This window comes from Streptomyces sp. NPDC091282 (assembly GCF_044757385.1).
GTDB lineage: Bacteria > Actinomycetota > Actinomycetes > Streptomycetales > Streptomycetaceae > Streptomyces > Streptomyces gramineus.
This window is the reverse complement of record NZ_JBIVUX010000001.1, coordinates 1,470,498-1,491,038: the sequence shown is the minus strand read 5'-3', so window position 1 is coordinate 1,491,038 and position 20,541 is coordinate 1,470,498. Positions and strand designations below refer to the sequence as shown.

General features: G+C 71.4%; 19 protein-coding genes and 1 other RNA gene. 17 read left to right on the top strand and 3 right to left on the bottom strand.

The window, feature by feature from the left end; genetic code table 11:
* The first annotated feature begins 251 nt into the window (after positions 1-251).
* The 4 genes from ACIQOE_RS06865 (at position 252) to ACIQOE_RS06850 (ending at position 5,381) form a co-directional block, all read left to right on the top strand.
* Positions 252-1,931 carry a serine/threonine-protein kinase gene (locus ACIQOE_RS06865; protein WP_401410013.1) on the top strand — a complete coding sequence of 560 codons (1,680 nt, stop codon included), beginning with the start codon at positions 252-254 and terminating at the stop codon, positions 1,929-1,931.
* A gap of 111 nt (positions 1,932-2,042) precedes the next feature.
* Positions 2,043-3,275 (top strand): serine/threonine-protein kinase, encoded by a 1,233-nt coding sequence (locus ACIQOE_RS06860; protein ID WP_351941276.1) that lies wholly within the window; start codon positions 2,043-2,045, stop codon positions 3,273-3,275.
* A gap of 50 nt (positions 3,276-3,325) precedes the next feature.
* Entirely contained in the window at positions 3,326-4,432 is a 1,107-nt protein-coding gene (gene prfB / locus ACIQOE_RS06855; protein ID WP_351322894.1) for a peptide chain release factor 2, read from the top strand.
* Between the two features lie 325 nt (positions 4,433-4,757).
* Positions 4,758-5,381, top strand: coding sequence for a hypothetical protein (locus ACIQOE_RS06850; protein ID WP_399007978.1), 624 nt, complete (start codon positions 4,758-4,760; stop codon positions 5,379-5,381).
* Positions 5,382-5,520: 139 nt separating this feature from the next.
* Here the strand turns inward: ACIQOE_RS06850 and ACIQOE_RS06845 are convergent, their stop codons facing one another.
* Positions 5,521-5,712 (bottom strand): hypothetical protein, encoded by a 192-nt coding sequence (locus tag ACIQOE_RS06845; RefSeq protein ID WP_351322896.1) that lies wholly within the window; start codon positions 5,710-5,712, stop codon positions 5,521-5,523.
* 248 nt (positions 5,713-5,960) lie between these two features.
* Between ACIQOE_RS06845 and ftsE the strand changes: the two genes are divergently transcribed.
* The 7 genes from ftsE to ACIQOE_RS06810 all read left to right on the top strand — a co-directional run bounded on the left by ftsE (position 5,961) and on the right by ACIQOE_RS06810 (position 10,870).
* The gene (gene ftsE / locus ACIQOE_RS06840) at positions 5,961-6,650 is read left to right on the top strand and encodes a cell division ATP-binding protein FtsE (protein WP_351322897.1); all 690 of its coding nucleotides are present in this window, start codon (positions 5,961-5,963) and stop codon (positions 6,648-6,650) included.
* A gap of 22 nt (positions 6,651-6,672) precedes the next feature.
* Positions 6,673-7,593 carry a permease-like cell division protein FtsX gene (ftsX, locus tag ACIQOE_RS06835; protein ID WP_351322898.1) on the top strand — a complete coding sequence of 307 codons (921 nt, stop codon included), beginning with the start codon at positions 6,673-6,675 and terminating at the stop codon, positions 7,591-7,593.
* 68 nt (positions 7,594-7,661) lie between these two features.
* Positions 7,662-8,831, top strand: a complete 1,170-nt coding sequence (locus ACIQOE_RS06830; protein ID WP_351322899.1) for a S41 family peptidase — start codon at positions 7,662-7,664, stop codon at positions 8,829-8,831.
* 63 nt (positions 8,832-8,894) lie between these two features.
* Positions 8,895-9,437 (top strand): SsrA-binding protein SmpB, encoded by a 543-nt coding sequence (smpB, locus tag ACIQOE_RS06825; RefSeq protein WP_351323130.1) that lies wholly within the window; start codon positions 8,895-8,897, stop codon positions 9,435-9,437.
* A gap of 104 nt (positions 9,438-9,541) precedes the next feature.
* Positions 9,542-9,930: a transfer-messenger RNA gene (ssrA, locus tag ACIQOE_RS06820) on the top strand.
* Between the two features lie 5 nt (positions 9,931-9,935).
* Positions 9,936-10,088 (top strand): hypothetical protein, encoded by a 153-nt coding sequence (locus ACIQOE_RS06815; RefSeq protein ID WP_401410009.1) that lies wholly within the window; start codon positions 9,936-9,938, stop codon positions 10,086-10,088.
* Between the two features lie 179 nt (positions 10,089-10,267).
* Positions 10,268-10,870, top strand: coding sequence for a hypothetical protein (locus ACIQOE_RS06810; RefSeq protein WP_401410007.1), 603 nt, complete (start codon positions 10,268-10,270; stop codon positions 10,868-10,870).
* A gap of 26 nt (positions 10,871-10,896) precedes the next feature.
* Here the strand turns inward: ACIQOE_RS06810 and ACIQOE_RS06805 are convergent, their stop codons facing one another.
* The gene (locus ACIQOE_RS06805; RefSeq protein ID WP_401410005.1) at positions 10,897-12,225 is read right to left on the bottom strand and encodes an MFS transporter; all 1,329 of its coding nucleotides are present in this window, start codon (positions 12,223-12,225) and stop codon (positions 10,897-10,899) included.
* An 84-nt stretch (positions 12,226-12,309) separates the two neighbouring features.
* On the opposite strand from ACIQOE_RS06805, the gene ACIQOE_RS06800 reads away from it, so the two are divergent.
* From ACIQOE_RS06800 to ACIQOE_RS06785, 4 genes are all read left to right on the top strand, one after another.
* Entirely contained in the window at positions 12,310-13,281 is a 972-nt protein-coding gene (locus tag ACIQOE_RS06800; protein WP_365571856.1) for a LysR family transcriptional regulator, read from the top strand.
* Between the two features lie 159 nt (positions 13,282-13,440).
* The gene (locus ACIQOE_RS06795) at positions 13,441-14,529 is read left to right on the top strand and encodes a hypothetical protein (protein ID WP_401410003.1); all 1,089 of its coding nucleotides are present in this window, start codon (positions 13,441-13,443) and stop codon (positions 14,527-14,529) included.
* Positions 14,529-16,790, top strand: coding sequence for a glycosyltransferase (locus tag ACIQOE_RS06790; RefSeq protein WP_401410001.1), 2,262 nt, complete (start codon positions 14,529-14,531; stop codon positions 16,788-16,790). Before ACIQOE_RS06795 ends, ACIQOE_RS06790 begins: the two co-directional genes overlap by 1 nt.
* Positions 16,787-18,109 carry an acyltransferase gene (locus tag ACIQOE_RS06785; RefSeq protein ID WP_401409999.1) on the top strand — a complete coding sequence of 441 codons (1,323 nt, stop codon included), beginning with the start codon at positions 16,787-16,789 and terminating at the stop codon, positions 18,107-18,109. Before ACIQOE_RS06790 ends, ACIQOE_RS06785 begins: the two co-directional genes overlap by 4 nt.
* Positions 18,110-18,144: 35 nt before the next feature.
* On the opposite strand, the gene ACIQOE_RS06780 is transcribed toward ACIQOE_RS06785, so the two are convergent.
* Complete coding sequence (locus ACIQOE_RS06780) at positions 18,145-18,444, bottom strand: hypothetical protein (RefSeq protein ID WP_401409997.1); 300 nt, start codon at positions 18,442-18,444, stop codon at positions 18,145-18,147.
* A 406-nt stretch (positions 18,445-18,850) separates the two neighbouring features.
* Between ACIQOE_RS06780 and ACIQOE_RS06775 the strand changes: the two genes are divergently transcribed.
* A complete protein-coding gene (locus ACIQOE_RS06775) occupies positions 18,851-19,519 on the top strand; it encodes a hypothetical protein (RefSeq protein ID WP_401409995.1) in 669 nt (222 codons plus the stop codon).
* Complete coding sequence (locus tag ACIQOE_RS06770) at positions 19,507-20,535, top strand: hypothetical protein (RefSeq protein WP_401409993.1); 1,029 nt, start codon at positions 19,507-19,509, stop codon at positions 20,533-20,535. The genes ACIQOE_RS06775 and ACIQOE_RS06770 overlap by 13 nt, the downstream gene beginning before the upstream one ends.
* Positions 20,536-20,541 lie beyond the last annotated feature (6 nt).

Sequence of the window (20,541 nt, the reverse complement as noted above, 5' to 3'; positions counted from 1 at the left end):
ACCGATACTGCGCGGACGATCACTTGAGATCGGTCACGTCCCGTCCCGGCAACCGACGGACCGAAGCGAGCGTCTTTCATCGAACAAGTGCGGGAACGCCAACGTATGGGGATACGTCCGGAACACTCGTCGACCGCGCGCCGGGCGAGGGAAAGCACAGCCGGACGACAGCCCGGTGTCCGGGGCCACGGCACTAGAGTGGGTCGGACACGAGAACCGGACACACCAGCAAGCAGCAGGGAGCGGATGACGTGCGGCCGGTAGGCAGCAAGTACCTCCTGGAGGAGCCGCTCGGACGCGGCGCCACCGGTACCGTCTGGCGTGCCCGCCAGCGGGAGACCGCGGGCGCCGAGGCGGCCGTGCCCGGCCAGCCCGGCGAGACCGTCGCGATCAAGGTCCTCAAGGAAGAGCTCGCGAGCGACCCCGACATCGTGATGCGGTTCCTGCGGGAGCGCTCCGTGCTGCTCCGGCTGACCCATCCGAACATCGTCCGGGTCCGCGACCTGGTCGTCGAGGGCGACCTGCTGGCCCTGGTCATGGACCTCGTCGAGGGCCCCGACCTGCACCGGTACCTGCGCGAGAACGGCCCCTTCACGCCGGTCGCCGCCGCGCTGCTGACCGCGCAGATCGCCGACGCGCTCGCCGCCAGCCACGCCGACGGCGTCGTGCACCGCGACCTGAAGCCCGCCAACGTGCTGCTCCAGCAGTACGACGGCCGGATGCACCCGCTGCTGACCGACTTCGGCATCGCCCGGCTCGCCGACTCCCCGGGCCTGACCCGCACCCACGAGTTCGTCGGCACGCCCGCGTACGTGGCGCCGGAGTCCGCCGAGGGCCGCCCGCAGACCTCCGCCGTCGACGTCTACGGCGCCGGCATCCTGCTGTACGAGCTGGTCACCGGCCGTCCGCCGTTCTCCGGCGGCAGCGCCCTCGAAGTCCTCCACCAGCACCTCAGCGCCGAGCCGCGCCGACCGTCCACCGTCCCCGACCCGCTGTGGACGCTCATAGAGCGCTGCCTGCGCAAGAACCCCGACGACCGGCCCAGCGCCGAGAACCTCGCCCGCGGCCTGCGGGTCGTCGCCGAGGGCATCGGCGTGCACGCGAACTCCGCGCAGATCGCCGCCGCCGAGGGAGTCGGCGCGCTGCTGGCCCCCGACCCGGCGCCGACCGCCGTGCCGGGATCGGCCGACCCCACCCAGGTGCTGCCGAACACCGGCGGCCCCGGCGGTTCGTACGACCCGAACGCGGTGACCAGCTTCCTCCCGCACACCGGCGGACCGGCGGGCGCCGCCGACCCGACCGCCGTGCTGCCCAACACCGGCGCCCCCGACCCGACGGCCGTCATGCCCCCCGTGCCGCAGGGGCAGCCGCAGCCGGAGCAGCCGCACCCCTGGCAGACCCAGCTCCGCGCGGCCCGCGACCGCAACGAGCAGACGCAGATCCAGTACCTCGACCCGAACGAGGACCCGCTGCGCCGCCGCCCGCAGCGCCAGGTGGCCCGGCCGCAGGACCAGCCGCGCCAGGCCCCGCAGCAGCAGCCGGTGCGCCGGCCGCAGCCGCGCGGGCAGCAGGACGGCGGATACGGCCGGCAGCAGCCCGCCGGGTACGGGCACCAGCCGCAGCAGTACGCACCGCAGCAGCAGCCCCAGCGCCCGCAGCAGCGCTACGCGCCCCCGGCCGCCCCCGCCGAGCCGCAGCGGGCCCCGCGCGAGCCGCGGCAGCGCAGCGCCAACCCGATGAAGATCCCCGGGCTCGGCTGCCTCAAGGGCTGCCTGTTCATGGTCGTCATCCTGTTCGTCGCGGGCTGGCTGATCTGGGACCTGACCCCGCTGCACACCTGGGTCGGCGAGGGCCGGGGCTACTGGCAGCAGCTGAAGGACTGGTCGAAGGCGGTCGGCGACTTCTTCGACAGCGTGGGCGCCGGCAACTGACCGCGAGTTTGGTTATTTGTCGACATCCGGCGGGTGATTTCCGCCTCCCTGGTGAAGGTTGGCTCTTCGGACGCGTACTTTTATCGGCAACACGCGTCTGTAGGAGCAGCCTTGGCACGGAAGATCGGCAGCCGGTACACCGCCAACCAGATCCTGGGGCGGGGCAGCGCCGGCACGGTGTGGCTGGGCGAGGGGCCGGACGGGCCCGTCGCCATCAAGCTGCTGCGTGAGGACCTCGCGTCCGACGAGGAGCTGGTGGGCCGCTTCGTCCAGGAGCGCACGGCCCTGCTGGGCCTCGACCACCCCCACGTGGTCTCCGTCCGCGACCTCGTCGTCGACGGCAACGACCTCGCCCTCGTCATGGACCTGGTCCGCGGCACCGACCTGCGCACCCGCCTGGAGCGCGAGCGGCGCCTGTCGCCCGAGGCCGCAGTGGCGATCGTCGCGGACGTCGCCGACGGACTGGCCGCGGCGCACGCGGCGGGCGTCGTCCACCGGGACGTCAAGCCGGAGAACGTCCTGCTCGACATGCAGGGCCCGCTCGGCCCCGGCGGCGCCCACCCGGCCCTGCTGACCGACTTCGGCGTGGCCAAGCTGATCGACTCCCCGAAGCGGACCCGCGCCACGAAGATCATCGGGACGCCGGACTACCTGGCACCGGAGATCGTCGAGGGCCTGCCGCCCCGGGCCTCCGTCGACATCTACGCCCTCGCGACGGTCCTGTACGAGCTCCTCGCGGGCTTCACCCCGTTCGGCGGCGGCCACCCCGGCGCCGTCCTGCGCCGGCACGTGACCGAGACCGTCGTCCCCCTGCCCGGCATCCCCGAGGAGCTCTGGCAGCTGCTCGTGCAGTGCCTGGCCAAGGCGCCGGCCTCCCGGCTGCGCGCCTCCGAGCTGGGCGCGCGGCTGCGCGAGCAGCTGCCGACGCTGGCGGGCATGCCGCCGCTGGACGTCGACGAACCGGAGAGCGAGGCGCAGCCGGAGGAGGCCGCCGAGGAGACGTCCGCCGCCCCGGCCGCCGAGGAGCAGCGGACCCGGCGCCGCGGGGCCGTCTCCCTGGTGCCGGGCGCCAAGCCGGACTCCAACCGGGACACCCACACGTCGATGCGGGTGCCGGGGCCGGACGAGCTGGCGGGCGGCGCCCGCGGCACCGCGAGGGCCCCGAGGGCGTCCGGGGCGCCGCGGCCCGGCTCGGCCCGGCACAAGGCGGCGGCCCGGCGGCGCCGGGTGACGCTGGGCGTGGCCGGTGCGGTGCTGGCCGCCGCGGTGGGCGTCGGCGCCTGGCTCGCCACCTCCGGGGACGACGCCCCGCCCCAGGACACCCACAGCACGTCGGCCCCCTGACGTCACCGGCCCGGCGCTGTGCACCGGGCGGAGCCGTTACGCTGGGAGGCGTGGCAGTCGTCGATGTATCCGAAGAGCTCAAGTCCCTCTCCTCGACCATGGAGTCGATCGAGGCCGTTCTGGACCTCGACAAGCTGAGGGCAGACATCGCCGTGCTCGAGGAGCAGGCGGCCGCGCCGTCCCTGTGGGACAACCCGGACGAGGCGCAGAAGATCACCAGCAGGCTCTCCCACCTCCAGGCCGAGGTCAGGAAGGCGGAGGCGCTGCGCGGGCGGATCGACGATCTCGCGGTGCTGTTCGAGATGGCCGAGGAGGAGGACGACCCGGACACCCGTGCCGAGGCCGACTCCGAGCTGGCCGCCGTCAAGAAGGCGCTGGACGAGATGGAAGTGCGGACGCTGCTCAGCGGGGAGTACGACTCCCGCGAGGCGCTCGTGAACATCCGCGCCGAGGCGGGTGGCGTGGACGCCGCCGACTTCGCCGAGAAGCTGCAGCGGATGTACCTGCGCTGGGCGGAGCAGAAGGGCTACAAGACCGAGGTCTACGAGACGTCGTACGCGGAAGAGGCCGGCATCAAGTCGACCACCTTCGCCGTGCAGGTGCCGTACGCCTACGGGACGCTCTCGGTCGAGCAGGGCACCCACCGCCTGGTGCGGATCTCGCCCTACGACAACCAGGGCCGCCGCCAGACCTCCTTCGCGGGCGTGGAGGTCCTCCCCGTCGTGGAGACGACCGACCACATCGAGATCGACGAGTCCGAGCTGCGGGTGGACGTGTACCGGTCCTCCGGGCCCGGCGGCCAGGGCGTCAACACCACCGACTCCGCGGTGCGCCTCACCCACATCCCCACCGGCATCGTCGTCTCCTGCCAGAACGAGCGGTCGCAGATCCAGAACAAGGCGACGGCCATGAACGTCCTCCAGGCCAAGCTCCTGGAGCGGCGCCGGCAGGAGGAACAGGCCAAGATGGATGCCCTCAAGGGCGACGGCGGCAACTCCTGGGGCAACCAGATGCGCTCGTACGTCCTTCACCCGTACCAGATGGTCAAGGACCTGCGGACGGAGTTCGAGGTCGGCAACCCCGAGGCCGTCTTCAACGGCGAGATCGACGGCTTCCTGGAGGCCGGAATTCGCTGGCGCAAGCAGCAGGAGAAGTAACTTTGTCGACTTGCCCATGGTGAGTCGGCCGATCCGAGAACTGCCGTCCCTGGGGCGGCAGTTCTCGTGTTTCCGGGCCGCCCCAAGGGGCGTCGCCAGGATTTACATCACACTCACAGACTTCAACTCCCGGCATTCGGCGCGCAACTGGACATCGCGCCCGCAACGGCCTTGACGTTGCTTTGAAAAATGGGAAGGGTGAAGCGTGGCATGCGTATCTCTGGGGCGCATGAGAACCGGGGGGCTGGCGCATCCGTAGCTACCTCCGTAGAGCACCGCCCCAGCGCCGCCCACCTGACATTCAGCTACTGGGGGTAGCAACCAGATGACCAAGAAGACACGGATCCGGGTCGCGCGGATAGCCGCCTGCGCCGTGATCGCCGCGGGCGCCTCGCTGACCGCCGCCGGCGCCGCCTCCGCCCTCTCCATCGGCGTCGAGGCCAACGAGGACGGTCTGACCGCCACCGTCAACACCGGTGACGACCCGACCGACGGTCCCACCGAGATCCCGACCGGCCCGGCCACCAGCGAGCCGCCCACGAGCGAGCCGCCGACCAGCGAGCCGCCCACCAGCGAGCCGCCGTCCGAGTCCTCCGAGCCCACGGACGAGCCGACCCAGCCGACCGACGAGCCCACCGAGCCGACGGACGAGCCCACCGACAACCCGACCGACGGCAGCGGCACGGGCGGCAACGGCGGCAGCAACGGTGGCGGCAACAACACCGGCACCGACGGCAACTCCGGCACCTCCGCGCAGGAGGAGGGCTCCTCGGCCCTCACCGACACCGGCTCCAACACCCAGACCCAGGGCGGCGGCGACCAGCTCGCCGAGACCGGTGCCGCGCAGACCGGCTTCCTGATCGTCGGTGCGGCCACCATGATCGCGGGCGGTATCGGCTTCCGCGTCCTGCCGCGCCTCATGGGCGGCCGCGGCGGCGCCGCGGCCTGACCGCGCGCGAGCGGTAGGCGGGCGCTCACGGAGCGTACGCGTGACGTACGACGAAGGGCCCGGAGCAGCGGCTCCGGGCCCTTCGGACGCTCTGCACTGCCGGCGGGCCGGCGGCGCCTGCGTGCCTCTGTGACGTTCGCTACGCGGTCTGATGCGCGAGCAGGGCCACGGCGGCGATCAGCACCGCCAGCAGCCCGATCAGCGCCATCGGGTTCAGTCCGCCCAGGAAGCTCTCCTGCTGCAGACGCTGGCGGTTGGCGCGGCACACGGGGCACCGGCCTTCGCTCACGGGCGCCGCGCAGTTCGCGCACACCAACCGGTCGTACGTCATGCGCTCGCCCTCCTTGCACCGGACCATCACCTGCACAACGCGCAGCGGAACGAGAACGTTCCCCCTCCACTGTGCCAGGTTCCCCAGGAAAGGGCGCGGCCGTCCGCGGACCTCGCCCCGGCGTTCCGGAAAGACCTCCCCGGAACAAAACCGCACAAGCCTCACCCAACCGTGACCGGCGCCTGCGCTTCCTCACCCGACTCGCGTATGGTCACGCTCATCTACCCCCGGCGACCCGTGGTGCATCCGTGATCCGATTCGACAATGTCTCCAAGGTCTACCCCAAGCAGACCCGCCCCGCACTCAGGGAAGTGTCCCTGGAAGTGGAGAAGGGCGAGTTCGTGTTCCTCGTGGGATCCTCCGGCTCGGGAAAGTCGACCTTCCTGCGGCTGATCCTCCGCGAGGAGCGGTGCAGCCACGGCCAGGTGCACGTCCTGGGCAAGGATCTGGCCCGTCTCTCCAACTGGAAGGTGCCGCAGATGCGCCGCCAGCTCGGGACGGTCTTCCAGGACTTCCGGCTGCTGCCCAACAAGACGGTCGCCGAGAACGTGGCCTTCGCCCAGGAGGTCATCGGCAAGTCCAAGGGCGAGATCCGCAAGTCCGTGCCCCAGGTGCTCGACCTCGTCGGGCTCGGCGGCAAGGAGGACCGGATGCCGGGCGAGCTGTCCGGCGGTGAGCAGCAGCGCGTGGCCATCGCGCGCGCCTTCGTGAACCGGCCCAAGCTGCTGATCGCGGACGAGCCCACCGGTAACCTCGACCCCCAGACCTCGGTCGGCATCATGAAGCTGCTCGACCGCATCAACCGCACCGGCACCACCGTGGTGATGGCCACCCACGACCAGAACATCGTGGACCAGATGCGCAAGCGCGTCATCGAGCTGGAGAAGGGTCTGCTCGTCCGCGACCAGGCCCGCGGCGTCTACGGCTACCAGCACTGAGGGAAAGGCATAACCCGAGGCCATGCGCGCCCAGTTCGTACTGTCGGAGATCGGAGTCGGTCTCCGACGCAATCTGACGATGACCTTCGCGGTCGTCGTCTCGGTCGCCCTGTCCCTGGCGCTCTTCGGTGGCTCGCTCCTGATGAGCGACCAGGTCAACACCATGAAGGGCTACTGGTACGACAAGGTCAACGTCTCGATCTTCCTCTGCAACAAGAGCGACGCCGAGTCCGACCCCCACTGCGCCAAGGGCGCCGTCACCGAGGACCAGAAGAAGCAGATCCAGTCGGACCTCGGCAAGATGACCTCGATCGTCGAGAAGGTCACCTACGAGTCCCAGGACCAGGCGTACAAGCACTACAAGGAGCAGTTCGGCGACTCCCCGCTGGCCGACTCCCTGACGCCGGACCAGATGCAGGAGTCGTACCGGATCAAGCTGAAGGACCCGCAGAAGTACCAGGTGGTCGCGACGGCGTTCGACGGCCGTGACGGCGTCCAGTCCGTGCAGGACCAGAAGGGCATCCTGGACAACCTGTTCGGTCTGCTCAACGGCATGAACTGGGCGGCCCGCATGGTCATGGCCCTGATGCTGGTCGTCGCCCTGATGCTGATCGTCAACACGGTGCGCGTCTCCGCCTTCAGCCGACGGCGCGAGACCGGCATCATGCGCCTGGTCGGCGCCTCCGGCTTCTACATCCAGGCCCCGTTCATCGCGGAGGCCGCCGTCGCCGGTCTGATCGGCGGCACGGTCGCCTGCGGATTCCTGGTGATCGCCCGGTACTTCATCATCGACCACGGCCTGGCGCTCTCCCAGAAGCTGAATCTGATCAACTTCATCGGCTGGGACGCGGTGTTGACCAAGCTCCCGCTGATCCTCGCAACAAGCCTTCTGATGCCCGCGCTTGCGGCGTTCTTCGCGCTGCGCAAGTACCTGAAGGTGTGACGCATGCCAAGAGGGCCGTACGGGCAAGCGTCCGTGCGGCCCTCTCGGCTTGTCCTAGACTCACCGGCATGTCAGGCCGAGAGCTGTTCTGTCAGCCCCGCCGGGTTCGCCGGGGGGCGGCTCTGACGTTGGTGTTCGCAGGGCTGTTGGTGACCGGGGCGGCCACCGGCGCGTTCCCCGATCCCGGGCAGGGCGACCGGAAGACGACGGGCGGAGCCCCCCGTGCGGCCGCGGGCCACGAGGACGTCACCCGGGCCGCCGCCGAGGCGATGGCCGACGGCAAGTCGCCCATGGAGGCGGCGGAACGGGCCGTGAGCCGCAGCGGCGACCGCTGGGCGGCGGTCTACTCCGAGGGCGAGTACCAGGAGTTCGAGGAAGCGCTCGACGGGCAGTACACCGGCGTGGGGCTCTGGGCCCGGCGGGAGCGCAGCGGCCGGATCGAGGTGACCAGGGTGCAGGCCGGGTCGCCCGCCGCCACCGCCGGCATCAGGAAGGGCGACCGGCTGCGCAGCGTCGACGGCTCGGACGTCGACGGGCGGCCCGTCACGGACGTCGTCTCCTTACTGCGCGGCGACGCCACCGACGCCCGCGCCGGTACGACCGTCACACTCGGTCTGGAACGCGGCACGCGCGCGTGGACCGAGACCCTGCGCCGGGCCCTGCTGTCCACCGACTCGGTGACCGTGCGCAAGCTGTCCGCCGGTATCACCGTCATCAAGGTCTCCGCCTTCACCCGGGGCTCCGGGGAACTCGTCCGCGACGCCGTACGGCAGGCCCCCGCCGACGCCGGGATCGTCCTCGACCTGCGGGGCAACTCCGGCGGCCTGGTCGGCGAGGCCGTCACCGCCGCCTCCGCCTTCCTGGACGGCGGCCTGGTCGCCACCTACGACGTGGACGGCGTCCAGCGCGCCCTGCACGCCGACCCCGGAGGCGACACCGCGCGTCCCCTGGTCGCCCTCGTCGACGGCGGCACGATGAGCGCGGCCGAGATGCTCACCGGCGCCCTCCAGGACCGCGGCCGCGCGGTCGTCCTCGGCTCCCGCACCTTCGGCAAGGGCTCCATCCAGATGCCGACCCGGCTGCCCGACGGCTCCGTCGCGGAACTCACCGTCGGCCACTACCGCACCCCCTCGGGCCACACCGTCGACGGCCGGGGCATCACCCCCGACCTGGAGGTCGGCACCGAAGCCCTGGAGCGGGCCGAGACGGTCCTCAGCGGCCTCGGCGACCCCTCGTAGCACAATCCGCTTCCCTCGCACCCCCTGTGTAGTGCGAAAATGGAGAGCACTATGGCCAAGGGAATGTACGTACCGAAAGAGTCCCAGCAGAAGCAGCAGGGGACGGCCGCCAAAGCCAGGGACGGCGAGAAGGGCGGCAAGCGCAAGATCGTCGCGCAGAACAAGAAGGCGCGGCACGACTACGCGATCATCGACACCTACGAGGCCGGCATCGTGCTGTCCGGCACCGAGGTGAAGTCGCTGCGTCAGGGCCGGACCTCGCTGACCGACGGCTTCGTGCAGATCGACGGGAACGAGGCGTGGCTGCACAACGCCCACATCCCCGAGTACAGCCAGGGCACCTGGACCAACCACTCGGTGCGCCGCAAGCGCAAGCTGCTGCTGCACCGCGAGGAGATCGACAAGCTGGAGGCCAAGTCCCAGGAGACGGGCCACACGATCGTGCCGCTCGCCATCTACTTCAAGGACGGCCGGGCCAAGGCGGAGATCGCGCTCGCCCGGGGCAAGAAGGAGTACGACAAGCGGCAGACCCTGCGCGCGCAGCAGGACCGGCGGGAGTCGGACCGGGCGATCGCGGCGGCGAAGCGGCGGCAGCGGGGCGCGTAGCGCGCGGGAATGCACTGGCACGCGTACCTGTTGATCACGTACAATGACACTGCACCTCACAGAGGGTGCGTGACCCCTCCTCGGAGGGATTGAAAAAACAACATGGGGATGATCGGTTTCGACAGCGGATGTTGAACCAGGGGAAGCGTGTCGAGGAAGCGGCAATGATCTCGTAAACCATATGTCGCAACCAATAATCGCCAATTCCAAGAGCGATTCCCAGTCCTTCGCCCTCGCTGCCTAATAAGCAGTGAGTGAAGGACCCTTAATGGGTGTCAGCCCGGGGGTGTTCCCGACCCGGACCCTGGCATAATCTAGGGAACTAAACCAGCCGGCCCGGTCACGGGGTCGGATGGGAAATCAAACAGTGGCTGGGCCCGTCGGCGACTTGTTCGCGTGATCGCCGGGGCCGAGAAAATCACAGCGAACTGCACACGGAGAAGCCCTGATTTTGCACCGTTGGACGCGGGTTCGATTCCCGCCATCTCCACAGTCTCCATGTCACGAGGGCCCGGTGGTCGCAGACCACCGGGCCCTCGTCGTGTCGCACGTCTGCACACCTTCTACGCGGTGGCGGTCCGGTCCCCGGTGCTCGTCCACAACTGCAACGACATCGTCCTGGACGGCGAGAAGTTCCCCGAGCTGACCTGAAGGGGGACCGTCGGACCGAAGGACTCCTCGCTCGGTACGGTCTACTGGGAGAACCGGGCCGGCGAGGCCGCCGGCAGCGGCTTCTTCATCAAGCTCGTGAGGGTGCCGAAGCCGGCGGGGAAGCACCCCTTCGGCTCCTACGTGCAGACCTGCCACCCGATCTGAGGAGGTGACACACGGTGCCACGGTTCAGTGAATTCGACTTCGGTGTTTCCTGGGTGATGGGTCTCTTCCACCAGGACTGGGGTCACGACGGGCCCACGGCCGCCGACGTCGTCGCGAAACACCTCGCGGCGGAGATCGACGCCGAGGCCCTGGCGGTGCGCCGGGACGCCCGGACACTCGCCGACGGGCTGCCGTCGGCGACCGTCGAGACACTGTGGACGGCCGGAGCCGAGTACATGCCCGGCTTCGCGGGGACCACGGGATCCGCGTGGACCCGAACCGTCGTCGGCCTGTGCGACGCCCGGCTGTCCGCGCACCCCGACGTACGGCCCCTCACCGGGGCCGACACGGAGGACGGGCTCGCCTGCCGGGACGCCGTCGTCGCCGAGATCGAGGGCGCCGGGTTCCTGGCCGCCGAGGTCCGCGCCGCGCTCGTCGACTGCGCCCGCCGCTGCACCCCGGACCTGGCGTTCCGGATCCTGCTGCGGGCCGTCGTGAACACGCGGGGCGCGGCACTGTCCAGGGAGCAGTACGCGAGGCTGGAGGCCATCGGATCGGCCCTCCACTACGGCGAGTACGTGGTGGACGCCGTCGAGTTCCTGGTCGAACAGGACTAGCCGGCGGATCCGGTCCGCCCGCCGTTTCACCAGCGGGCGGACCGGAAACCGCGGGGGGCGATCCGGCCGGCCGTGTGGACCAGAAGGGCCGTGACGGCCGCCGTGGCCGGGGCCGCGAAGGCGGCCGTGGGCGAGACGTGCTCCGCCGCCCAGCCGCCGGCCGCGGAACCGGCCGCGATGCCGGTCAGCAGGGCGGTCACGACCAGGCTCATCCCCTCGTTGAGGCGGTCCCGCGGGGTGCGGTCCTGGACCAGCGTCATCGCGGTCACCATGGTCGGCGCGGTCGCCATGCCGGCCACCAGCAGGGCCGCCGCCAGCGCCCAGAGACCGCCCGCGGTGCGGACCGCGAGGAGGGGCAGGAACATCAGGGCCGCCATCGACAACAGGCAGACCGGCAGCCGCCGTTCGGCCGGACCGGTCGGCCGGAGCGCCCCGTACGCCAGCCCCGCCGCGCAGGAGCCCGCCGCCTGCAGGGCGAGGACGGCACCGGCCGCCGCGCGGTGGCCCTGGGCGTCGGCGTAGGCGATCGTCACCACCTCCATCGAACCGAACACCACGCCGGTCGCCAGGAAGCAGGCGAGGAGGGACGGGATGAGCACCCGGCCCGTGGTGGTGCGGCCGGTCCGCGGCGGCGGCTCGGTGGCCCGCTGGGCGGTGAACAGCAGCATGCCCGCCAGCAGCAGGACCGCACCGGCCAGCGTGCCCGCCTCCGGGAAGAAGGTGCCGGTCAGGAACGCCGCGAGCACCGGGCCGAGCATGAAGCACAGCTCGTCCGCGGCCTGTTCGAAGGAGTTCGCGGTGTGCAGGGCGCCCGGGTCCGCGCGCAGCAGGTGCGCCCAGCGGGCGCGGGACATGCCGCCGAGGTTGGGGGTGGTGGCGGTGGCCGCGTAGGCGGCGAACAGCGTCCAGTCGGGGGCGCCGAAGCGGACGCAGAGCAGCAGGGCCAGGCTGCCGAGGACCGCGGTGAGGGTGGCCGGCACGGCGACCCGGGCCTGGCCGTACCGGTCGACCAGCCGGGCCACCCACGGCCCGGCCACCCCGGTCGCCGCGAGCCCGGTCGCGGTGACGGCACCGGCGAGCGCGTACGAGCCGCGGGTCCCGGCGATCATCACGACCGCGCTGACGCTGAACATGCCCATGGGCAGCCGGGCCAGCAGGTTCCCGGCGGTGAAGGCGCGGGTGCCGGGCAGGGCGAAGAGGCGGCGGTAGGGGCCGGGCGGGCGGGAGCCGGAGCGGCGGCGGGTACGGGGGCCGAAGTCGACGGCGACGAGGGAGTCGGCGGTGACGGTGTACAGAGGACCCGGGCGGGCGCCGGGGCGGGAGTGCGGGGGAGTCGGTGCGGTCGGGTGCGGCATGTCCCTCACCGTCGCGCAGCGCCGATCAAGGGGTCCAACACCTGCTCCGCGCCGATTCACGCACCTGTGTTGTAGGTTCGCGTGATGCCAGCGCCCGCCTCCATCGATCCCCGGCTGCTGCGGGTCTTCGTGACCGTCGCCGAGGAACTGCACTTCACCCGCGCCGCCACCCGGCTGTACGTCGCCCAGCAGGCCCTCAGCCGTGATGTGCGGCGGCTGGAGCGGGAGTTGGGCGCCGAGCTGTTCCTGCGCACCACCCGGCAGGTCGCCCTGACCGCCGACGGAGCCCGCCTGCTGCCGTACGCCCGCCGGGTGCTGGCCGCCCAGGACGCGCTGCTCGCCGCGTTCGGACAGGCCAGGCCGCTGCTGGTGGACCTCAATTCGCCGGGCCTGGAGACCGGCCGCCGGGTGCTGCACCGCGCCCGCGAACTCGCCCCCGACGGCGAGCTGATGGCCCGCTACGAGAGCGGGCTCACCGGAGCGGCGGCCGACCTCCTCGCCGGGCGGCTCGACGCGTCCTTCGGACGGTTCGCGGGACTGGATCCGGCGCTCCGCTCCGGTCTCGAACAACAGCCCGTCCGGTTCGAACGCATGGCCGTAATTCTTCCCTCGGATCACCGGCTGGCGGACCTGACGGAAGTACCGCTGGCCGCGCTGGCGGGCGAGACGGTGTACGCCGGCGCGGGCAACGAGCGCACTCTGGAATGGACTGACCTGGCCTTCTGTCTGTTCGAGGGGCGCGCAGTGGCCGTCGCGCCGCCGCTGCCGCTGGCCGTCGGCGAGGAGGAGTTCGAGCGCATCATGGCCAAGAACCGGAATCCGATCCTCGCGGTAGTGGGATTTCCGGCCATACCTGGGACGGTCGCCAGGCCCCTCGTCGACCCCGTCCCTTTGTCGCCGGTGTCCCTCGTGTGGCGAAAGGGGCTGGTCCATCCGGGGGTGGACGCGCTGCGGCGCGCGGCCGCGGAGATCGCGCGGGCGGAGGGCTGGCTTCAGCGGCCGTCCGACGGTTGGATTCCGGCCAGTGATCAAGAGGTGATGGACGACCACAAATGACACATCGGAAACACGGCATCCCCCCGTGCGCTAGCTTCATGGCCCCGAGCGCGGAGAGCTAGAAGGGGGCGTTCGGAAACGGGTGGGGGCCCGGATCCGATGACGTGTGCTCGGGGTCGTCAGCGCGCCCGGAACAGTCCCGTGGGGGGATACGTGCGCGTGAAGAATTGGCGAGAAGAAACCCAACCCGAACTGCCCCAGGCGGCGCTGGACGCCCGGGATGTGCCGCTCGCCGAAGGCGACCCGCCGGAGGCCGGCCGGGGCCGGGACGGCTCCGGGGCGGCCGGCCGGAGCGGGGCCGCCGGAGCGAGCGGGGCCGCGGACCCGACCGGCGCGACCGAGGTGCTCCCGGTCGCCGTGGAGCGGGATCCGTGGGGCGCGGTCCTCGGCGACGCGACGCGCCGGCTCCCGGTCGGCGGCCAGGACCTGTTCACGGGCCGGGACCCGTACGCGGGCCGGGACCCGTACGGGGGCCGGGACCCGTACGGGGGCCGGGACCCGTACGGGCCCGAGGACCTGCTCACCGCCCGCGACCCGCACACCGCACCGGGCACGCCGTCCGTCCCGGGCCCGCTCACCGGCCAGGGCCAGGGCCAGGTGTTGGGTTCCGGCTGGCCGTCCGTCCCGGACGACGTCGGGTCGGTGCGGATACGGCCGACCGGCGCGGCGGAGGTCTCCGACGCACCGGTCTTCGTCGACGCGTCGGGACGCCGCAGCCGCCGGTTCCGCAGGATCGGGACCGCCGTCGGCCTCGCCTGCGCGGTCTACGCGGTGGTCATCGCCGTCACCCTGCTGTCCGGCAGCTCCGACGCGCCCTGGCTGCCGGTGCCCGGACAGAACCACGACCGGCCGGCCGGGAGGGTCGACGACTCGCCGCGGCCCGCGCGGTCCGCCCCGTCCTCGGGCGACGACACCTCGGTGGCCGGTCCCGCCGTGAGCGGGGACGGAGCGACCCCGTCGGCCCGCGTCTCCTCCAGGACACCCGGGGCGGGCAGGAAGGACGCAGGCCTGCCGAGCGCGTCGACGCCCGCGCGGCCGACGCCCTCCGGCACCGCGGGCGCCTCGCCGAAACCCGGCTCGTCCTCCGTGGCACCCTCGCCGTCCGCGTCGGCACCCGCGTCCGACACCCCGGCCCCGCCCGCCTCGTCGCCCGCCGCCTCGCCCAGCGAATCGGCCGCCCCGACCGGCGGCCCGGTCGCGGAGGGCGCCGCCCCCCGCACCGGCACCTCCCGCACCCCCGTCCTCTGATGGCGGCCCGCACCCGCGGCCGTACCCGCTCGGGTACCGCCGCCCGCCCCGGCGCGCCCGCCCGCTCCGGCACCGCACCCCGGACCCGCGGCCGCCGGCGCGGCTCACCGCCGGCGGCACCCGCCGGCGGAGCCCGGCGCCGCCGCCTGTCCCTGCGCCTGACCCTGCCCGTGCTGGTCCTGGCCGCCGTGATGGCCATGCTGATGCTGCGCGGCTACGTGCACAGCGAGATCCTCGCCGACCACCGGATCCGGCCCGAGGCCGCCTCCGGGCGGGTCCCGGAGAAGATCCTGGACGGCGGCCCGGTCATCGACACCCGCGGCGGCCGTACGACGTCCCTGCGCATCCCCGACCACCGCCTGGTCCTCACCTTCGACGACGGACCCGACCCGACCTGGACCCCGAAGGTCCTGGACATCCTGAAGAAGCACCACGCGCACGCCGTCTTCTTCGTCACCGGCACCATGACCTCGCGCTATCCGCAACTGGTCCGGCGCATGGTGGCCGAGGGCCACGAGGTCGGCGTGCACACCTTCAGCCACCCCGACCTGTCGTACCAGTCGACGAAGCGCATCGACTGGGAGCTGTCCCAGACCCAGCTGGCGATCACCGGCGCGGCCGGCATCCGGACGTCCCTGTTCCGGCCGCCGTACTCCTCCTTCGCCGACGCGATGGACGACCGGTCCTGGCCGGTCACGCGGTACATCGGCAGCCGCGGCTACATCACGGTCGTCAACGACACGGACAGCGAGGACTGGCGCAAGCCGGGCGTCGACGCCATCGTCCGCAACGCGACCCCCGCCGCCGGCAAGGGCGCCGTCGTCCTGATGCACGACTCGGGCGGCGACCGCCACCAGACGGTCGAGGCCCTGGACCGCTTCATCCCGTCGCTCCAGCAGCGCGGTTACACCTTCGGCAACCTCACCGAGGCCCTGAACGCGCCGAGTGCCCACACCCCGGTCACCGGCCCCGACCTCTGGCAGGGCAGGGCCTGGATCTTCCTGGTCCAGGCGGCGGACGGCGTCACCGGCGTGCTGGTGGCCGGGCTCGCGGTGGTCGGCGCGGCCGTGCTGGCCAGGTTCGCGCTGATGCTCTGCCTCTCCTTCGCGCACGCCCGCCGGGTCCGCCGCCGGACCTTCCGCTGGGGCCCGCCGGTGACGGAACCGGTCTCCGTCCTGGTCCCCGCCTACAACGAGGCCAAGTGCATCGAGAACACGGTCCGTTCCCTGACCGCGAGCGAGCATCCCGTCGAGATCCTCGTCGTCGACGACGGCTCGACGGACGGCACGGCGGGAATCGTCGAGGACCTCGGCCTGCCGGACGTCCGGGTGATCCGCCAGGTCAACGCGGGCAAGCCCGCCGCCCTCAACACGGGCCTGGCCGAAGCCCGGCACGACATCGTCGTGATGATGGACGGCGACACGGTCTTCGAACCGGCCACCGTACGCGAGCTGGTGCAGCCCTTCGGCGACCCGCGGGTCGGCGCGGTCGCCGGCAACGCGAAGGTCGGCAACCGCGACTCGCTGATCGGCGCCTGGCAGCACATCGAGTACGTGATGGGCTTCAACCTGGACCGCCGGATGTACGACGTCCTGCGCTGCATGCCGACGATCCCCGGCGCGGTCGGTGCGTTCCGCCGAACCGCCCTGGAACGGGTCGGCGGCATGAGCGAGGACACCCTCGCCGAGGACACCGACATCACGATGGCCATCCACCGCGACGGCTGGCGGGTGGTGTACGCCGAACGTGCCCGCGCCTGGACCGAGGCCCCGGAGTCCGTCTCCCAGCTCTGGTCCCAGCGCTACCGCTGGTCGTACGGCACGATGCAGGCGATCTGGAAGCACCGCGGGGCGCTCCTCGACCGGGGCCCGTCCGGGCGCTTCGGCCGCGTGGGCCTGCCCCTGGTGTCCCTCTTCATGGTCGTGGCCCCGCTCCTGGCCCCGCTGATCGACGCGTTCCTCCTCTACGGCATCGTCTTCGGCCCGACGCAGAAGACGATCGGCGCCTGGCTCGGCGTCCTGGCCGTGCAGGCGGTCTGCGCGGCCTACGCCTTCCGGCTGGACCGCGAACGCATGACCCACCTCGTCTCGCTCCCGCTCCAGCAGATCCTCTACCGCCAGCTGATGTACGTCGTACTCCTCCAGTCCTGGATCACGGCCCTCACCGGCGGCCGGCTGCGCTGGCAGAAACTGCGGCGCACCGGCGTGGTGGAGGCGCCCGGCGGCGACCCGGACCGGACGAAGGGCAGGCAGCCGGCATGACCCGGACCGACACCGCTTTGGCCCGCACGGGCACCGGCGGACCCGTCCGGGACCGCTACCTGGACCTGCTCCGCTCCCTGGCCCTGCTCCGCGTGGTGGTCTACCACCTGTTCGGCTGGCCCTGGCTGACCGTCCTGTTCCCCTCCATGGGCGTGATGTTCGCGCTGGCGGGCTCGCTGATGGCACGCAGCCTGAGCCGGCCGGCGGCGCAGGTGATCCGGGGCAGGCTCCGCCGCCTCCTGCCGCCGCTGTGGCTGTTCGGCGCGGTGCTGCTGACCCTCCTGCTGACGGCCGGCTGGCGCCCGCTGCACGACCCCGACGTCGGCGGCGGCTGGACCGGCTGGGCCAGGCTGAGCACCTACTTCCTGCCGTTCGGCGCCCCGCCGTACCCCGAACACCTCGGCTCCGCCTCGGGGTTGCTGGACGACACCTGGGCGGAACAGGCGGCGGGCCCGCTCTGGTACCTCCGCGCGTACCTCTGGTTCGTCCTGCTGTCGCCGCTGCTGCTGCGGGCGTTCCGCAAGTGGCCCCTGCCGACGGCCCTGGCCCCGCTGGTCCTGACGGCCGTCGTCTCCACGGGACTGCTGACGATCCCCGGCGAGACGGGCAACGCGGTGACCGACTTCGCGGTGTACGGCGGCTGCTGGATCCTCGGCTTCGCCCACCAGGAAGGGGTCCTGGCCCGGGTCCCGCGCTACGCGGCGGTCTCGCTGGCCTGCGGGGTGATGGCGGTGGGCCTGTGGTGGGCGTCGGGCCATCCGGGCCCCGGAGGCTGGGACCTGAACGACATCCCGCTCGCCCAGGCCTGCTGGTCCTTCGGCGCGGTGGTCCTGCTGCTCCAGTACGCCCCGTCCTGGCGCGAACTGCCCCGCCGGCTCCGCCGCTGGGACAGACCGATCACCCTCTCCAACAACCGCGCGGTGACGATCTACCTGTGGCACAACACGCTGATCATGGCGACGTTCCCGATCGTCGACCAGGCGTACAACCTGCCGTTCATGGACTCCGACCGCGCGGCCGGCTTCCTGGACTCGACGTACGGCTTCTGGACGTTCCTCGCGGTGTGGCCGCTGATCGTGACGGCGGTGATCGCGTTCGGGTGGGTGGAGGACGTGGCGGCGGGCCGACGGGCACGGGTGTGGCCGGACGGCCGGGGGCGGGAAAGACCTCGCCGACGACGTGAACGGGCCCGCCCGGAGCCGGAGCGGGCCCGCCCGGAGCCGGAGCGGGCCCGCCCGGAGCCGGAGCGGGCCCGTCCCGAGCCGGATCGGGCTCCGCGGACGCACAGAGGGGGACGCGCTCCGGGTCAGGGGCGTTGACGGGGGCGCGCTCCCTCGCTACGGCCGCGGCTCGCTCAGCCGCGGTGTCGCCGCAGGGCCTGCCGGGCGTCGCCGACCGCGTCCCGGACGCGCTGCCCCCAGTACTCCAGCTTGTCGTGCACGGTCACGAACGCCCACTGGCGTTTGAACCACGGCGGCAGATCCCGGAACGGTACAAAGGTCAAGGTGTTTCTGATGGGGTGCTCCGCGACACCGCCGAGCCCCTCGGCCCGCAGGGCCGCGAACAGCTCCGGGGTCAGACCGCCGTTCAGCCGTGCCGCGTGGCCGGCCGCGACGAAGGCGTTCGCGCCCTGAAGTCCGTCCGGCAACCGCATCGCCCTGACGATCCGGGGCGACGCACCTCCTCCAGCGGTGAATGGAACGCCAGCCCGATCACCGCTGTACCGAGATGAGGTTCGTCGCGTACGCCCCGTCAACCCGTCTGTGCACAAGCGAACTTACGGGAGTTCCCTGTTCGAGGCGGAGAACACTGTGTGGATCACCCTTCCTCGGGACGGCCCAGCTAGGTGCGCGGACCTTTGCGGGAGCCAACCGAGGGTCGTGGAGATGTCACGGGAAGGCACCAAAGGCGTGAGGATGCTGTGGAGTTGCCCGACTATGGTCAGGCCCGCGCGTTTCGTTCCCTTGGGGGTGCAGCAAATCGCTCTGGTGCGTTCCGGATGGACCCCGATACCGTATTCGCTGCTTCGCAGACCCCAACCGCCACACCAGGAGCCCACCGTGACCCGCCGTTCCCGCCGCCTGCTCACGACAGCCACCGCCGGTGTGACGGCCGCACTGCTGCTTGCCGGCTGCGGCGGAGGCGACGGGGACAAGTCCGACTCGAACGGCAGGATCGCGGGGGCGGACACGGGGGGATCGGCGTCGGCGTCGCCCAGCGCCTCGGCTTCGGCCGCGGAAAGCGGGGGGCGGCCGAAGATCACGCTGCCGTCGGATATGACGCTGACCTTCGAGGGCGGCCAGACGGGAGATCCGGTCAAGGACGCGGTGCTCGCGGATGGTGCGGAGAGGGCACGGGCGGAGGACGCGGCCATCACCGGGACCGATCCCAAGGGCGAAGGCCTCGCCTACTACAACACCGGTAAGGCTCTTGAGGCCACGCTGTCCTGGGTCGCCCAGTTCAAGAAGGCCGACGTCACGATCACCGGCGCTGTCCGGTACTACGACCGCAAGGTGACGCTCAGGAGCAAGACGTCGGCCATCCTCACTTTCTGCGGTGACGAGAGCAAGGGCTTCAGCAAGAACAAGAAGACTCACAAGGTCAACAAAACGCCTGTCAACAAGGACAGTTACGTCTCGTACAACACCAGGCTCGACAAGAACTCCGACGGCGTCTGGCAGACATCGCAGATTATTTCCACCAGGGGGGCAGCTCAGTGTCAGCCGTAGCCAGAGGAACAACATGCGCTCTCGTCCTCGGCATCGTGTTGTGGTCCTCCGGGCCGGCCGCGTGGGCCACGATCACTCCCGGAGGCGGATCGGGCACCAACACCCAGGTGAGCGGTGACCAGAAGGACGGCAAGGTCTCCGCGACCGCCGGTGCCGTCGTCTACGACCGGTCCAACAACGGTTCCGGGGCATCCGTCGGTCCGGTGACGTCGACCACCACGTGGACCCCACCAGCCTGCTACTACGCGCCCAAGTACAGCCCCGATCAGCTAGAGGCCCACCTGACACCGATCTGGGGGGTCGACTCGACGGGCTATGAATGGGACGCCACCCAGCGCGACCGCTATGTCAACGGCAAGCCGTACAAGGACTTCAACAAGGACAAGGCCGGCAAGGGCTACTGGTGGGACTCGTATGTCACGCCGGGCCGTGCGGGTGATCCCGGCGCGCTCGACTGCACCAAGGAGATTTTCTGGGTGGACACCGGTGACGCCCCGCCGGCCGACGTTCCCCAGGCGATCACTCCGGAGATCCTTGCTCAACTCGCTTACAACGAGCTCCGCGTCCCCAGCACGAAGGTGACCCTGGCCCCGGCGGGCGGAACCAAGGTCAACCTGCCGACCTGGGCGTGGCTGGACGGCGCCGAGTTCAAGCCGGTCTCCGTCACCGCGTCCGTACCGGTGCTGGGCATCAGTGCCACGACCACCGCCACCCCGTACTCCCTCAAGATCGACCCGGGCACCTCGGACGCGGTGACGTACCCCGCCTCGGGAGTCTGCGAGTTCAGGAACGGCAGCATCGGTGAGGCCTATGCCAAGGGGAAGGCCGACGAGACGCCACCCTGTGGGGTGAAGTATCTGCGCTCGTCCGGCGACGGCTCGTACCCGCTGAAGGCCACGATCACCTGGAAGATCCACTGGACGGGAACGGGAACGGCCGGCGGACCGCTGGACGACGGCACCTTCGGCGCCACCCAGGATGTCGTCGTGCAGGAGATCCAGTCCGTCAACAGGTGAGGCGTC

Excerpts from the sequence above, each read along its gene's own strand:
- ACIQOE_RS06785 (WP_401409999.1), top strand. The coding sequence starts at position 16,787 with ATGACCCGGACCGACACCGCTTTGGCCCGCACGGGCACCGGCGGACCC.
- ACIQOE_RS06780 (WP_401409997.1), bottom strand. The coding sequence starts at position 18,444 with ATGCGGTTGCCGGACGGACTTCAGGGCGCGAACGCCTTCGTCGCGGCC.
- smpB (WP_351323130.1), top strand. The coding sequence starts at position 8,895 with ATGTACGTACCGAAAGAGTCCCAGCAGAAGCAGCAGGGGACGGCCGCC.
- ACIQOE_RS06850 (WP_399007978.1), top strand. The coding sequence starts at position 4,758 with ATGACCAAGAAGACACGGATCCGGGTCGCGCGGATAGCCGCCTGCGCC.
- ACIQOE_RS06800 (WP_365571856.1), top strand. The coding sequence starts at position 12,310 with ATGCCAGCGCCCGCCTCCATCGATCCCCGGCTGCTGCGGGTCTTCGTG.
- ACIQOE_RS06790 (WP_401410001.1), top strand. The coding sequence starts at position 14,529 with ATGGCGGCCCGCACCCGCGGCCGTACCCGCTCGGGTACCGCCGCCCGC.
- ACIQOE_RS06805 (WP_401410005.1), bottom strand. The coding sequence starts at position 12,225 with ATGCCGCACCCGACCGCACCGACTCCCCCGCACTCCCGCCCCGGCGCC.
- ACIQOE_RS06815 (WP_401410009.1), top strand. The coding sequence starts at position 9,936 with ATGTCACGAGGGCCCGGTGGTCGCAGACCACCGGGCCCTCGTCGTGTC.
- ftsX (WP_351322898.1), top strand. The coding sequence starts at position 6,673 with ATGCGCGCCCAGTTCGTACTGTCGGAGATCGGAGTCGGTCTCCGACGC.
- ACIQOE_RS06830 (WP_351322899.1), top strand. The coding sequence starts at position 7,662 with ATGTCAGGCCGAGAGCTGTTCTGTCAGCCCCGCCGGGTTCGCCGGGGG.
- ACIQOE_RS06845 (WP_351322896.1), bottom strand. The coding sequence starts at position 5,712 with ATGACGTACGACCGGTTGGTGTGCGCGAACTGCGCGGCGCCCGTGAGC.